The following is a 15,767-nucleotide window of genomic DNA, read 5'->3' as shown; positions in this document are numbered from 1 at the left end:
GACCTTCTGGTCGCCTTTATATTTAAGCTAGTTGTAAACTCTATATCACTTTTTTGCGGGTTAACTTATATGCAGCTTCGTTTAACCAAGGGACCTGCTTATTCACAAATCTTGGGTTATCAGCAAGCACATCTTCACAAGCAAGTAAGGTCACCTCAAAATACGGCGATAAATATTGTTCAATCCAGTCAGGGCTCACTGCAAATGGCGGACCTTTAAGCGTGTCTTGAGGATAGTCTAGTGTAATTAATAACCCGGATATACCTACGGGAATCAGCTTAGCAAGTGTTTGTGCATACTGTTGGCGCATATCTTCTGGCCAAGCAATTAACGCCGCTCGATCATAAAAGCCGCCAATATCTGTCGTGACACTTGGGGCTAAAGCAAAAATATCACCTTGAATTAACTGAATTTGATCGGCTGCATAAAATTGATGTTGGGTATGCTGCTGAACTTGAAAGGGGAGTTGGTTGTCATTAAAAAATTGTTCAATAGCCGTTTGACTTAACTCACACCCCTGCAATTGATGACCCAATTCAGCTAAATAGCACATGTCTAAAGATTTACCACATAGCGGCACAAAAATTTTACTCATGGGCACTAAATTCAACTCAGACCAAAAACGAATCAATAACGGATTCACTTGTGGTTGGTGAAAACCTATCTGTTGCATCTGCCATTTTTCATGCCAAAATTGAGGTTCCATTTTAAATCTCTCCAACGAATTTAACTGCAGCCCACTGTATAAGCTTGAATCAACAGAAGCAACTGCAATCCAGCCACTATTCGTTAGATAAATCCCCCTTAAGAACCAATTGAACTTTGCGCAACCACACGCAATTCTCACATTGACAGTTACGGCGAGATAAATGGTGTGGGGACAAACTTGAATCGACAAAATCAACTGCGACCAGTAATTGTTGCTTTAAATCATCGACAGATTTTTGCTCCATCGCAACCATCTCATCATTATGATTAATCCACACACACTCTTCCCCTTGATGGCAGGTAATACATTGCTCGTCCGCTGCATTGAAAAATACCGCATGGGGACAATGTGTCACTTCCATAGATTGCAGTATACGCAGTCGAGGAAAGTCAAACAGTTGAATTAAATCCGCTTTTTTTATATTTGGCATAACGTGTTCCCTATAAAAGCGATTGCTAAATCTCTGTTAATCTTACCGACTCAAGGGCAAAAGTAAGTTGATACAGGTCAAGGTTTACTTAACCGATAAAATTAGTTAGGAAGCGCTTGAAGTCAGGCTGAGATAAGGCTTAAATAACCTAAGCAGTTTTAAGGGGATATCATTTGCAAACGCCACAACTACAACACTTTTATATTAATGAAGAGCAATCTATTTATTTGCTTAAGGCGAATGATGCCCGCAAACATAAAGCCTGGGTCAGATTATGTAAGCAGCAGCTGATCAAGCTTGGCTACTCAACAATAGAATTTATTGGTAAAGGTGCTTATGGCTTTGTGTTTGCAGGAATAAACAGTGTGGGTGATTCACACGTGTTTAAATTTTCCCGTCTGACGTTACCGCAAAATATTCAAGACAGGCTCGAAGAAGAAGCCTATATGCTTAGTCTAGTGAAACATCCTAATGTGCCCGCCGCAATCAAGTTTGAACGCGTAGGCAAGCAAGGTATTTTAGTGATGGAGCGCGCTAAAGGAGAAGATTTAGATAAAATTTGCCTCCGCATGGGAGCATTGCCAGCATCAATGATAGTCAGCATAGCCCGCCAGCTTGCCAATATTTTGTATTATCTACGTAAAGGCAAACCCTTTGTCCACGGTGATATTAAACCATCGAATTTAGTGTATGACATTGAAAGTGATAACCTGTCGCTAATTGATTGGGGCTCGGCTGTATTTGCACAGCGCGATGAATTTAATCGTCCTGTGGATGATAATGTGATGTCGCTAATGTCTAGCGATCAGCACCAGACAAATGCCCGCATGGGTGATGTCTACTTTATCGGCGAAGACCAGCTCAGTGGCGCGCTTTCTTCAGCACGATTTGATGAACAAGGTGTTGCGGGCACCTTATATGCACTTGCTTCAGGGCAAAGCAGTCGCTTTGGTACTAAAGTTATCCCCGCCACAAGTATTGGTCTGCCGATTGAGCTAGCGAAAACATTAGACGGCATGTTAAGCAACGATCCTGTGATGAGAGCCCGTGCTGGCGATTACTTTTTAAAAAGTATGCGTCACAACCATCGTATGCACTTACCCAATATTCCATATCTGCCAACTAAATCTGAAATTCCGGTTTGGGTTCAACCACGCCCAAGAGTAATTGAAACCGTCAGCTATAGCTCGCGTAAATCATTTTTAAAAGAACATAATAGCCATGAACACATTGCAGATATTGACGATGTGCAGGTCGATAAATACTATCGAAATTTTATGGTGGGCATGGCAGATACTGAAAAAGGATTTATTGCGGCTGTCGGGCGTTTGGCTCAATACTCCATCGTCGGTGGACTGGCAATACACTGGCAGCCAACAGGCGTGTATATTGATTCAAACCTAGCAACCTATGACCCTAGCCATAAAACGGCGTTAACACTTGCGGTGAATAACATGGTCACTATGGCACGTGGAATTAAGCGTATTGGGGTATTTAAAGCCTGCTTTTTTAATGCCAAAGACACACTGCATATCGAACGTAGTAATCCTGAAATGCCCTTTGAAATAACAGGTGAAATGCAATTACCTTTTGAAGTTGGTGATGTGCCCTTACTGGAGGATAAATCTCGCCTGCATTCCTATTTTGAAGATGGTAAAGATCCAGAAGAAAACCTCGAACTTCCCGCAGAGATAATGACAGAATTAGGCTGGCTCAACCAAATTCATCACACTGGCTGTATTATTTTTGAAGCACTTCCGACTCACTTAAAAATCCATAGCTATTTACGACTACTTAATCCGCGCAAACAAGCTGCATTCAGGGCTTCGCTCGATAGAATTATTGCAAATGCGGATAAGATTCAAGGTCATGGGATCAGTGGTTTTATGAAGTTACCTTATAAGAATACCCGTCAGTTCTCACATTTAGATAAGAAACCTGACCTGTTTTACCCTAAAAACCCCAAGGAACTGATCACATAAAAACGCCCTGAAGATATCTTCAGGGCGTTTACGTTAAGCAACTAAGGTAACAGGAAGGTTAAATAGGTGAGCCCGGTGGCATAATAAGTGGCTTGGCAATTAATTTGTATTCCGGTGTTTGCAGGCTTTTCTCAATACCTTGATATAGCCAATCGTAATGCGCTGCTTGATACTCACTTGCACGGGTACTACGGCGCTTTAATTGCTTCACGGTAAAGCCAAGTTTAGCGAACAACTGGGCTTTAACTTCACTGGCGGTATCTTGATGATGATATGTAGCTAACATGCCTTCAACCACAACGGCATTGACCCGCATATTAATCCCTAGCTGTGTTTCCCTTGATAATTCTTGATATAAGGTCGCCCCTATAAGCTTATCTAATATATCTACCACAGAGAGCTGTTCAGTATCTTGCATATAAGCTTGGTTAACACGATTTAAGCGCTCTGGTGACAATAACTGCGCCACAATATGCCGACTCATGACTTCTGCCATCCCTAATGGATCGCTCACAACACCCATATTGCCATTAAAGCTTTCACGGGTTTTACGATAATTTCCAGCTTTGGGTACTAAAGCGTGCAGTACATTATCAGGTATCGCTAAACTCTGGGGCGATAAGCCTGCTACTAATGCATCCAGCGCAGCATGTTGCTTTGCTGGCGCCGCAAAAAACCAGCGCAGTCCTGAGCCTAATTGCTGGTAGTTATAATCAGTGCCGCCAATCCATTTAGCCGCCGCTTCTATCTGATAACGGGTTAATAAATACATAGGCACAAAAACATCTGCCAACTCACCTTTAGGCTCATCTTTGAGTAACGCCTCGCCATTAAATTGGGTAATAGCATGGCGACGCACGGCTTCTAAGCGAGACAATTCAGCAATAGCATCATTGCCGTTATCCCACAGACTTGCATAAATATGACTTGCGCCGCTTCCACGAGAGTCTGCTTCGCCAATATATCGATAGCCTTTAGTTAACGCTTGATTAAGCAGTTGCTCTTGATTAGCCGCAGCACCATAGCCAAACGCGACGGTATATTTATCCCACTCGCCTATGCCCTCTGAATACGGGTTATCAATCACGATGGCGTTATTTTCTAAACGCACATATGGGTGGGGATAATCCATCACCGACGCATTATCATTTGTTGATGCGGCAAAGTTATGATCAAAGCCTAATGTGTGGCCAATCTCATGGGCCGACAATTGACGAATTCGCGCTAAAGACAGTGCCATAGCAGCATCTGCAGCAGCTTGTCTATCTGGCCAGTCGGCGGTTAACCCTCTGGCAATTAGGTGATCTTGCTTAACCCTTAAACTACCTAAAGTGACATGACCCTTAATAATTTCACCGGTACGCGGATCGGTGACGGCTGCCCCATATGACCAACCACGCGTGGCGCGATGTACCCATTGGATCATGTTATAACGCACATCTTGTGGATCCGCGCCCTCTGGTAGCATCGCCACTTTAAAACCATTAATAAAACCAGCTTCATTAAAGGCTTCTTCCCACCAGCGCGCCCCCTCTAACAATGCAGTTCTAATTGGTTCAGGCACACCGGGGTCGAGATAATAGATAATAGGTTTAATGACTTCACTTGGGGCATCGCCCGGTGTCACTTTCTCAAGGCGGTGCCTTAATAAATAGCGCTGCACCAACGGCTCATCTACCTTAACGGAGTAATCTGCATACTCGTCAGATAAATAACCACTCATAGGATGATATGCGCGGGCTTGGTAACCCGCTTCGGGCAGCTGAATAAATGAGTAACGCATCCGCACCGACATAAACTTACCATCGGGGGTAACCTCCGCAACTTGCTTGCCAGCTTGTTGAGCTTTAAAAGTCAGGTTAACGTCAACATCGGCATTTTGTGCAAAGGATTTTATATTATCAGGCATGATCACCGACAACTGGCTATCAAGGGTATAAGCACCTTGTTCTGTGTCGACTAATACATCCGATACGCCGTGTAAGTCGTTAATGACCAGATCATTAATCGACACTAACGCTTTTTTGCCTGGCAGTAATTTTCCACGCCACAAAATAGATTCAGCAAAGGCCTGTTTGACAGACTGCTGCTCGGCGACATTATCGCTACTGGCTCGAAAGTAAGTATTCAATTGTTTTAATACAATATAGGGACCATGCTGCTCAAATTGCACCATACGAGTTCGGCCAAGCTGGCCTCTATCCAAACCAATGTCGTTTGAACCAACCCCATGGGGCAAACTAGTTAACAGTAAAAAAGGCTGATTTAACTTGTTGGCTTGTAAATACAACTGACCGTCGGTGCTATCGTAATAAAAATTAACAAAACCTTGAGCTACTTGGCTTTGCTTAATGACGGTTTCGGCCGTCGCAGCCAATGCTGGACTAGATAAAGTTGTTAGCGATAATATAGGGCTGATGGCCAGCATTATCGCCAATGAAAGATGGCGTCGATTCATGTCAAATTCCTTGTAAAAATCCTTTAAAAAAACATGCAATCCGTTGCTACTCAATACACGCCAGATCACATCTTATTGTTATTATTCTTATATTCAATCCAGTGAGATAAGGTATCGAATAACTCATTCAATACGATTGGTTTGGTAATATGGGCATTCATGCCAGCCGCTAAGCTTTTTTCACGGTCACCCGACATCGCATGTGCCGTCATTGCAATAATCGGTAATTGTTCCGGACTGTAACGTTTACGCAGCTCTTTTGAAGCGGTTAAACCATCCATAACGGGCATTTGAATATCCATTAATACGGCGTCAAATGCTCGGGTATCAATTAAATCTAATGCTATTTGACCATTATCTGCCATCACCACTTCATAACCCGCACTTTTTAATAATTCTGATGCCACTTGCTGGTTAATAAAGTTATCCTCAACTAACAACACTAATCCTGATTGTTGTTCTTGAATATCTTCTTTGGGAACAGACTGTACATTGAGTTTTGGCTCTTTGGCAAACGCCCCAATAATTTCATCAAACAAGACTGATGCCTTAAAGGGTTTTTGTAAAATGGCATGTACATTTCTATCGGCAACATCCTTGGTTAGGGGTTCTGCACTGTAGGCTGTCATCAATATGATCACCGGACGTTTTGCTAAGCGACCATCTGCCACCATTTCATCAACTTTAGTTAGTACTTCCAACCCGCCCATTTCAGGCATCATCCAATCCAATAAAATCAGATCCACAGGTTGTCTAGCCAAACAATCTAATGCTTGCTGTCCACTTGAAGCGGTGCGAACACCAAAGCTGAAGTCTTTCATTAATGCTGAGTAAATTTGCAATGCGCTGGGGTTATCATCGACTACTAATGTGGTTAAATTATTCAACTGTTCAGGTACTATTAACGGCTCGACGATGTTTTCTTCAGCAATTTCAAAACTAATGGTAAAGCTAAAAATACTGCCTTGATCCACTTCTGACGATACCTGCATAGTACCGCCCATCATAGAAACAAGGTGTTTGCTGATCGACAAACCTAATCCGGTGCCACCGTATTTTCGGGTAGTTGAACCATCGGCCTGGGCAAATGCATCAAATAGTTTTGATTGCTGTTCTTTACTAATACCTATTCCAGTGTCTCGAACCCAGAACTTCAAGGTAATGCGATGATCACGCTCGCCAACATCTTCACAGCCCAGCTCAATTTCACCATTTTGGGTAAATTTAACCGCATTTGATAATAAGTTAACTAATATCTGCCCCAGACGCAGTGGATCTCCATTTAGAATAAGTCCCGCGGTAACTGGTGCATAGAGTAATAATTCAACGCCTTTTTCTTGTGCTTTAATGGCATTCATATCCAGCACATGGTCCAGTACCTTGTCTAACGGAAATGCGACTCGCTCTAGCTCTAACTTACCGGCTTCGATTTTGGAAAAATCGAGAATATCATTGATAATTCGTAACAAAGATTGGGCCGAGAAGCCCGCTTTACTGAGATAATCTTCTTGCTGAATGGTCAGGCTAGTACGTTGTGCTAGCTGTAACATACCAATAATTGCGTTCATTGGGGTGCGAATTTCATGGCTCATGTTAGCCAAAAATTCACTTTTATACATGTTAGCTAATTCTGCGTCTTGCTTAGCTTCCAGCAAGGCCACTTCATTACTTTTTTGACGGGTGATATCTTTATGAGTACCAAGCATACGTTTAGTTTGGCCTGACTCCAAAAACTCTACCGCACGACCACGTGATAACAACCAATGGTATTCACCCAGCTTACCTTTCATCCTGAATTCAATTTCATAGGCATCGGTAGGGTCAAGTAAGTATTGGCTACGATATTCCTGCACTCGGTCACGGTCATCTGGATGAGTCAATCCGTCAATGGATGATAATAAAGCAGGGAACTCATTGGGTTCATAGCCCAACATAGAATAAAATGCTGGGTTACAAATAATTTGTTCTGAATCGATATACCAATCCCACAAACCATCTTCAACCGCATCCATTGCCATGTGATAACGCTCTTCTGATAAGCGTAATTGCTCTGCTGATTCATACTCGCGGGTAATATCTCGCCAAATAGAAATCAGACCCAGCAATTCATTGCGGCGATTATAAAATGGCAGTTTAAAGGCATTCAATAGTACCGGTTTTCCGGCTATTTCAATTCGCTCTTTATATTGCAGTGGTTTTTTGTCGTCTAAGATTTTTTTATCTTCGGCTAAAATGCGCTTACCTTGTTCAGGGCTAGTAAAATCACAGGTAGTTAAGCCAATAATATCACTTTCATTCACACCTAACATACGCTCAGCTGACTTGTTACAGCCAAGATACTTACCTTCTTTATCTTTAAAGACAATGGCTTCTGGCAATGAATCAATAAGCGACCTTAATAAGGCAAATTCACGTTCACGGCGCTCAGTGGTATCACGTAAACGCTGAGTACGGCTGGCGACTAAGTTATCGAGACGTTTATTTTGCTCAGCAAGATGGCGCGTGTATTGTTTGTTTTCTTCAAAAATACGACTGACCAGTAAAAACCACGGCTCCCACCCAGGACTGATGACTTCTGGAGGCTGTATCGGTGACTGGGAACACGCCTCTAAATGGGTCAGTAACTTTGATGCAGGGCTAACAAACGCACGGCGGGTTTGCCAATGCACAATGGTCACTAGCACCGAAAGCGCTAACACAACCAGGATAAAAGTCAGTTGTAACTTTTCCCATGAATCTTGAAAAAGCGCGCCTTCCTCTTGAATATACAATAATCGCCACGGCGCATTATGCAATGCAACAGAATGAATATAATGATTATTACGTAATATGCCTTCATGGGCGTCAAACAATTCAGATTCAGATAACGAATGTAATTCTGCCGGAATACGTTGGCTGATATGGTACACACGATTCATTTCATTGGAGTCAAAATCGCTATGGGACAAAATATTATTTTGTTGATCTAATAAAATAACCGTACCAGGCATTTTGAAATAAGTACGTATTTGTTTCGCCAATGAAGCCAAGGTCATGTCGAGGTTAATCGTGCCGATAAACTCATCTTCAAGATAAACCGGTAACCCTAAGGTGGTTAGTAAGCCTTCCTGGACACCATCAACATATGCCGGACTCCAAAAAGCATTTCGTTGTGGATTTAATTCTGGTGTGGCTAATTGAAATTGCTGCTTATTAAGCTGCTCTTCCCTGAAGCGTTGATCAGAACTGCTCCAAGGAAAGTACGACATCATTTTTCGCTTAGATACATAATAAATAGACGAAGCTTTTGGTGCCGCTTCTTTAGCGACGGGAAATGATAGCGATAGCTCAAACAGCATTTCTAATTCTTGATAAAACTTCTCACTGCGACCATCAAGCGAGCCCATGCCTGTGATGCGTCCCATATTGGTAAAGGGTTCGCCACTTTTAACATAGTTAGGCTCTAAACTAAAAAACTGTCCATCGGCATTGAATTTTTCATATTGAGGTAGACGATCTTTGCGCACTTGCTCGCCTAGGCGGAGATGATCAACCGCCACATCTCGTAAGCTTTTTACCGCACGAATACTGGACTCTAATAATAAATCGATTTGCAACACATGCCGTGCAACTTGATCTTCACGCTGTTCAATTTGCACCTCTTTCTGGCGTTCATAAAAAATGGCCGCAGAAATAAGTGACATGACAATCACACCAATATAAGTGTAAAAAACCGCGCGATTATAATTACGTTGAATAGGTGATTTTAGCTGTAAATCAGGCTCTGTTGGTTTCATTCCGTACCTTTGGTGACAGCGCACCCTTTGCGGTAGCACAAGTGTCGGCGCATCATAACATTAGGTTAATGCGCGCAATAAATAAGACAAAGGCCATATTATCAGGAACATAATCTCAATCACATGAATAAATCTAAATCGGTTTTTTATGACATCTGTTAGCGGCACTCATTACTGGCTCATCAGGGTATTACCCCACAGTGCCAAGCGAAGTCAAAAAACGAATAAAAAACTATAAGAAATTGATATATAACTACATAATAAAGCTAGCACTATGGGTTGTTTAGCCTTGTTAAGTTAACTCGCTGATAATATTTATATGGTTCAAGTCTGTGAACTGGGTGAATCTATAAAGTATGACATCCGATGATTGTTAATGACGAGCCCGATATTCACCTTTATGAATAGTTATTGAAATTATTAGCTACTTTCACAGGTCTTATTAGTGATTTGCTTAATAACATTAGAGACAAACTTATCTGTTACATCAAGGTCATTGCCAACCTTCATTTATTTTAAGCTGCCATTGTGCAGTTTTTTGACCAGTATGAGCTCAGAAGAAAGACAGACGTTTGCAGCGATGATAATCATGCTGATGAAGGTAAATACATGAGAAAGCTGCATATTGGTTTACACCTAAAAGTGAAGGTCTCAAAAAAGAGGATTGTCAAAGAAATGTCTCTATTTCAAACGATGGCTCAATTTTTTAAACAATAACTCGATGTTATTCAAACATATCTTTATAGTAAATAATTTAAATCAACCCAGTGTTGTAATCCGTTAGCTTAAATACGGACCTAGTTGCGCAAGAGGTACTCGCCAACTACAGCAGCATAAAACACTGCTTGATGCTCAATTAATCTTGTTACAGGGTTTAACAAAAATATGCCGCAGTTGAGTCTTAACAATCTGTTACCGAAAAAGCCTCGTAGTTTTTTTTCAAAATTATTGATAACCCTAGTCGATTACCTTTTAGGCATTAGCCAATTAAATCGTGTTTATCAAGATTCGGGATTGAAAGGACTAGAGAAAAAAGCCTTTGCAACGCACTTTGTTGATGTATTTGAGTTAACAATAAAAAGCCAAACCAATTTACCTCAGCTTATCCCACAAAAGGGAGCCGCTATTGTGGTGGCGAATCACCCCTATGGCGGAATTGAAGGTGTTATTTTGGCTTTTTTATTATCTTCAGTGCGGGGTGATGTCAAAATACTCGCTAATCAAGCATTGAAAATCATTCCAGAATTAGCCGACTTCTTTATTTTTACCAACCCACTTGTTCCAGGTGCGAAAGGCAATGCTAAATCGCTAAGAGCCTGCAAAGACCACTTGGCCCAGGGCGGCTTATTAGTGCTGTTTCCCGCAGGACGGGTCAGTTATCCCGGTCGTGATGGTCAAGTGACAGATCACCAATGGCATCGAATAGTGGGCGCGCTAACCTCTTTCACCCAAGCACCTTTAATCCCCTGTTTTATTTCAGGAAAAAATAGCGACTTTTTCTATTTCATGGGCAAGATATACTTTCGTTTTAGAATGTTATTACTGATCAGAGAAATGCTAAACAGCAAAGGAAAAACCGTTGAGGTCACTTTTGGCCAAGCCACATTATTGCCATCTTTACCTGAGAAAACCCAAATGACGACTGATATTGCCCGTTTACTGACATACTTGCATGCCCCTGAGTACCAACATCAATGGCCGGTATGCAAGGCACCTGAAATGTTGCCTCTTGCAGCCTCGCAATTACCGCACAATATAGACAACGAAATAAGCCAACTTCCGCAAGATCAGTGCTTACTCCAGTATAAGTATTTTAAAGTGTACTACGCATCTCGCGCCCAATGCCCTGCTGTCATTGAAGACATTCGTCGCTTACGGGAGGAAAACTTCAGACAGTTTGATGAAGGCAGTGGCTTACCCCAGGACGGTGACGCATTCGATGACACTTATACTCATTTATTTGTCTACGACACTCAAAATCAGGCAATTACTGGTGCATATCGCATGGGCCAAACCGATAATTTACTCGCACAGGGCGGTGTATCTCAACTGTATTTAAACCGTATGTTTGACTTTAGCGCTGAATTTATCAATCAACAACAGCCCTGTCTTGAAATGGGTCGATCATTTGTAGTTGCCAGTCATCAGCGTAGCTTTCATGGTTTACTATTATTGTTTAAGGGCATTGGCGCGTTTGTGTGCAAGTTCCCACAATATCGCACCTTATACGGCACAGTGTCTTTAAGTAAGCAATACACGCCTATGAGTGTGCGGTTAATTGAACAATTTTTGGTGACCTCATCTTCAGACGTTAAGCCCAAGAAACAGTTCGATATTACTGTGCCAAATGATGTTAAGCAGTATTTAGCCAGCTACCCTGCCGATATCGAGATTTTAGAGTTATTGGTCAAGCAAATTGAACCTGACGGTAAAGGGTTGCCGGTATTGGTAAAGCTATATCACCAATTGGGTGCTAAGTTTTACTGTGTGGGTATAGACCCCAACTTTGCCGAAACACCGGGGCTATTGCTTAGTGTAGACTTGCCTCACGCACCAGAACGCTTACTAAAACTGTATCTAGGGCAAGGGGCAGAGGGTTATCAACAACATGATGTTCATACATCACAAGCACAATGACCTCGAACTTAGTGAAGTAAACACCTAAGCAAACAGCCATCGTCTAGCCAATTCTTAAACTAAGGATAAAAAAGACTTCATACCCGCTTTTAGTGATAAACCAGCTTATTGTGCACAGTGTTTTCGATTAAAACTCGCAGTTGAAGGAGCCAACCCAAATTCAGCATGGGTTTTACCACCGATTAACTGAAATATCAGTTTTAAGGTTGAATAGTGATGAATGGCATGACTACAGGCAAACATAAGTTCTCTGGCTAAAGTACTCTCTACTTCAATGATATGAGTTTGATTGATACCAACATCAGAATGAACCCGCACCACTTGACTAATATCCGCTTCAGTCAGCGCTAGCATCCACTGCTTTATATTATTAAATTGATTCAATGCCTCGGGTAATGAGGTTTCAACCAGTGAGCCTCTTCGACGATTTTCATAATCTACTATGCCCGTTTCAAGACAATTCTGTAACGACATAAAATGATCTAAAATATGTCTAACATGATCACCTATGCTGCTGGGCAAACCATCTGCCAACTTGCAATAGTCTCTTTGCTGCAATTGCGTTAAAAATGAAACACCTTGATCTAGCGTTGAAATATAGTGGCTTAACATCAAAAACCTAACCCTATCATTGGAATCTAAATGAATAGACCTTCATATGAGGTATTTAATTACAATGTTTTTATACTCTAGCACAATATACTCAAGCCACTTGAAAATGCTCGTTTCAGCGCTAACGAAGGATAATTTAAAAATATCTGTCTAATTAAGTGCTAAAATTTTAAATTTGGATGGGTTTGAGATAATATACGCCCCCTTTTTGTTTCCCGCTTTAAACATGAGAGTTGAAGATGCCGTTTGCTTTAGGTCAACGCTGGATCAGTGATACCGAGTCAGAACTAGGATTAGGCACAGTTGTGCAAGTTGAAGGCCGGATGGTCACATTATTATTTCCTGCCACTGGAGAGAACCGGATGTTCTCCCGTGCTGAAGCACCATTAACAAGGGTCATTTTTAATCCTGGCGATTGCATTGAAAGCGGTGACGGCTGGAAACTAACCGTTGAAGAAATTGAACAAAAAGATCAAATTATTATTTATCACGGGATCCACAGTGACACCCAAGAAAAGGTCAGTTTAAGAGAAACATTACTGAGCCATAATATTCGTTTTAATAAGCCACAAGACCGCTTGTTTGCCGGTCAAATTGATCGATTAGAACGTTTTGGCGTGCGCTACCAATGTCAATTGTTACGTCACAAATTAGCCACCTCTGATTTATTAGGTTTACAAGGTCCACGTGTAGGCTTAATTGCACATCAACAATGGATTGCCCATGAAGTGGGTCGCCGTTATGCGCCAAGAGTATTGCTTGCTGATGAAGTAGGCTTAGGTAAAACCATTGAAGCAGGGTTAATCATCCACCAACAATTACTAACCGGTCGTGCTGAACGCATTTTGGTGATAGTGCCAGATACCTTGCGTCACCAATGGTTAGTGGAAATGTTGCGCCGCTTTAACCTCAGGTTTTCAGTATTTGATGAAGACCGCTGCGTTGAAGCCTATGCCGATAACGATAACCCTTTTTATACCGAGCAATTAGTGATTTGTTCGCTTGAGTTATTGCGTAAAAAGAAACGTCTTGATCAGGCATTAGATGCCGATTGGGATTTATTAGTGGTCGATGAAGCTCACCATTTAGAATGGTCAGAAGATGCACCAAGCCGTGCATATAAAATAGTTGAAGCACTCAGTGAAGTTGTACCTGGGGTTTTATTACTCACAGCAACACCGGATCAACTGGGTCACCAAAGTCACTTTGCTCGTTTACGTCTGCTCGATCCCGATCGTTTTTATGATTACGACGCTTTCTTAAGCGAAGAAAACAGCTATAAAGATGTTGCCGATGCAGCCCAAGCTTTGGCGTCTAATGATAATTTAAGTCAAGATGCAATCAACAGCTTAACTGAGTTATTGCCAGAGAAAGACATCGAGCCTAACATTCGATTAATTCAAGCAACTGGTGTTGATGAAACACAACAACAAGAAGCCCGTGACGAGTTGTTACAAGAATTATTAGACCGTCATGGCACTGGCCGCGTACTGTACCGTAACAGCCGCGCCTCAGTAAAAGGCTTCCCACAGCGTCATTTTAATCCTTATCCGCAAACGATGCCGGAACAATATGTTACTGCTCAGCGCGTGAATGACATGATGGGCGGCGCTAAAACACCTGAAGCCAAGGCATTACAGGCGTTAAGCCCTGAAAAACTTTATCAAGCCTTTGAAAACGACAGCTCATGGTGGAAGTTTGACCCACGCGTTGACTGGTTAATTGATTTCCTCAAAAGTCACCGCAGTAAAAAAGTACTGATTATTGCCAGCTTAGCTGAAACTGCATTAAGCCTTGAAGAAGCCCTACGTACCCGTGAAGGCATTCAGGCAACAGTATTCCATGAAGGTATGTCAATTATTGAGCGCGATAAAGCCGGTGCTTACTTTGCCCAGGAAGACGGCGGTGCTCAGGCGCTTATTTGTTCTGAAATAGGATCTGAAGGACGCAACTTCCAATTTGCCAGTCATTTAGTGTTATTTGATTTACCGCTTAACCCAGATTTACTCGAGCAACGCATTGGCCGTTTAGATCGTATTGGGCAGAAGAATGACATTCAAATTCATTTGCCTTACTTAGCGGGAACAGCTCAGGAACGCTTGATGCGTTGGTATCACGATGGATTAAATTCATTTGAACTCACCTGCCCAAGTGGACATGTATTATTTAATCAGTTTGCTGAAGAGTTAACTCAAGTGTTGGCCAATGACGACGAAGAGGCGCTTACACTGCTACTAAATCACACCAAGCAGCAATATCAGCAACTGAAAAAATCAATGGAACAAGGTCGAGATAAGCTATTAGAAATCAACTCACATGGTGGTGAGCGCGCTAATGCGTTGATTAAACGCCTAGCGGACAATGATAGCAGTACCGACCTTATTGGCAGTGTCATCCGCCTATGGGACATTATTGGCGTTGATCAAGAAGATTGCGGCGAAAACACTATTGTCTTACGTCCAAGCGAGCACATGTTATATCCAACTTATCCAGGTTTACCTGAAGATGGTGTCACTGTGACGTTCGATCGTGAAACTGCATTGTCACGCGATGATATAGCCTTTATCTCGCAGGAACATCCTATCGTACAAACGGGTTTAGATTTAATTACCGGTTCAGAAACAGGCACTACCAGTGTTGCTGTGCTGAAAAACAAAGCTTTGCCTGCTGGAACCTTATTTTTAGAACTGATTTATATGGCCGATGCTTCGGCACCAAAATCGACTCAGTTATACCGTTATATGCCACCTACGCCTATCCGCATTTTACTGGATAAGAGTGGCAACAATATGTCGGATAAAGTCGATTATAAAAGTTTTGATAAACAACTTAGTGCAGTTAATCGTCATATTGCCAGCAAGCTTGTTAATGCTTCTCAGCCAATATTGCACCCTTTGTTTGCCCACGGTGAAGGCCATGCAAAAGCGGTGTTATCTGAATTAGTACTCAACGCTAAAGATAAAATGAGTCATCAGCTTGGTGGCGAGTTAAACCGTCTTGAGGCGCTTAAAGCGGTTAACCCTAATATCCGTGATGCTGAACTGGATTACATCCGTAACCAAATAGCAGAGTTGAATGAATATATTGATGACAGCCAGCTGCAACTTGATGCAATACGCATGGTATTAGTGAGCCACGTGTAAACACACCTAACACCTATTTA

8 protein-coding genes are annotated in these 15,767 nt (G+C 42.0%); 3 read left to right on the top strand and 5 right to left on the bottom strand.

The window, feature by feature from the left end; translation table 11 throughout:
• Positions 1-40 precede the first annotated feature (40 nt).
• On the bottom strand, positions 41-706 hold the full coding sequence (locus tag ACRWQL_RS13160) for a thiopurine S-methyltransferase (RefSeq protein ID WP_434950418.1): 666 nt from the start codon (positions 704-706) through the stop codon (positions 41-43).
• A 76-nt stretch (positions 707-782) separates the two neighbouring features.
• Positions 783-1,139 (bottom strand): hypothetical protein, encoded by a 357-nt coding sequence (locus ACRWQL_RS13155; protein ID WP_226413181.1) that lies wholly within the window; start codon positions 1,137-1,139, stop codon positions 783-785.
• 173 nt (positions 1,140-1,312) lie between these two features.
• Between ACRWQL_RS13155 and ACRWQL_RS13150 the strand changes: the two genes are divergently transcribed.
• Positions 1,313-3,121: a protein kinase domain-containing protein gene (locus ACRWQL_RS13150; RefSeq protein WP_434950417.1), complete on the top strand. Its 1,809-nt coding sequence runs from the start codon at positions 1,313-1,315 to the stop codon at positions 3,119-3,121.
• Between the two features lie 58 nt (positions 3,122-3,179).
• Here the strand turns inward: ACRWQL_RS13150 and ACRWQL_RS13145 are convergent, their stop codons facing one another.
• Together ACRWQL_RS13145 and ACRWQL_RS13140 are read right to left on the bottom strand one after the other, a co-directional pair.
• Complete coding sequence (locus ACRWQL_RS13145) at positions 3,180-5,579, bottom strand: zinc-dependent metalloprotease (RefSeq protein WP_434950415.1); 2,400 nt, start codon at positions 5,577-5,579, stop codon at positions 3,180-3,182.
• 65 nt (positions 5,580-5,644) lie between these two features.
• On the bottom strand, positions 5,645-9,355 hold the full coding sequence (locus ACRWQL_RS13140; RefSeq protein ID WP_434927221.1) for a response regulator: 3,711 nt from the start codon (positions 9,353-9,355) through the stop codon (positions 5,645-5,647).
• Between the two features lie 885 nt (positions 9,356-10,240).
• Here ACRWQL_RS13140 and ACRWQL_RS13135 point away from each other — a divergent pair.
• A complete protein-coding gene (locus tag ACRWQL_RS13135; protein WP_434950413.1) occupies positions 10,241-11,992 on the top strand; it encodes a lysophospholipid acyltransferase family protein in 1,752 nt (583 codons plus the stop codon).
• A 105-nt stretch (positions 11,993-12,097) separates the two neighbouring features.
• Here the strand turns inward: ACRWQL_RS13135 and ACRWQL_RS13130 are convergent, their stop codons facing one another.
• On the bottom strand, positions 12,098-12,604 hold the full coding sequence (locus tag ACRWQL_RS13130) for a hypothetical protein (RefSeq protein ID WP_434950411.1): 507 nt from the start codon (positions 12,602-12,604) through the stop codon (positions 12,098-12,100).
• 239 nt (positions 12,605-12,843) lie between these two features.
• Between ACRWQL_RS13130 and rapA the strand changes: the two genes are divergently transcribed.
• Positions 12,844-15,747, top strand: a complete 2,904-nt coding sequence (gene rapA, locus ACRWQL_RS13125; protein WP_434950409.1) for an RNA polymerase-associated protein RapA — start codon at positions 12,844-12,846, stop codon at positions 15,745-15,747.
• Positions 15,748-15,767 lie beyond the last annotated feature (20 nt).

Origin of the sequence: Shewanella sp. HL-SH4 (assembly GCF_051164845.1) — a bacterium.
Classification (GTDB): Bacteria; Pseudomonadota; Gammaproteobacteria; order Enterobacterales; family Shewanellaceae; genus Shewanella; species Shewanella glacialimarina.
Note: the sequence above shows the minus strand (reverse complement) of the source record. Positions and strands in the feature narration are given on the sequence as shown.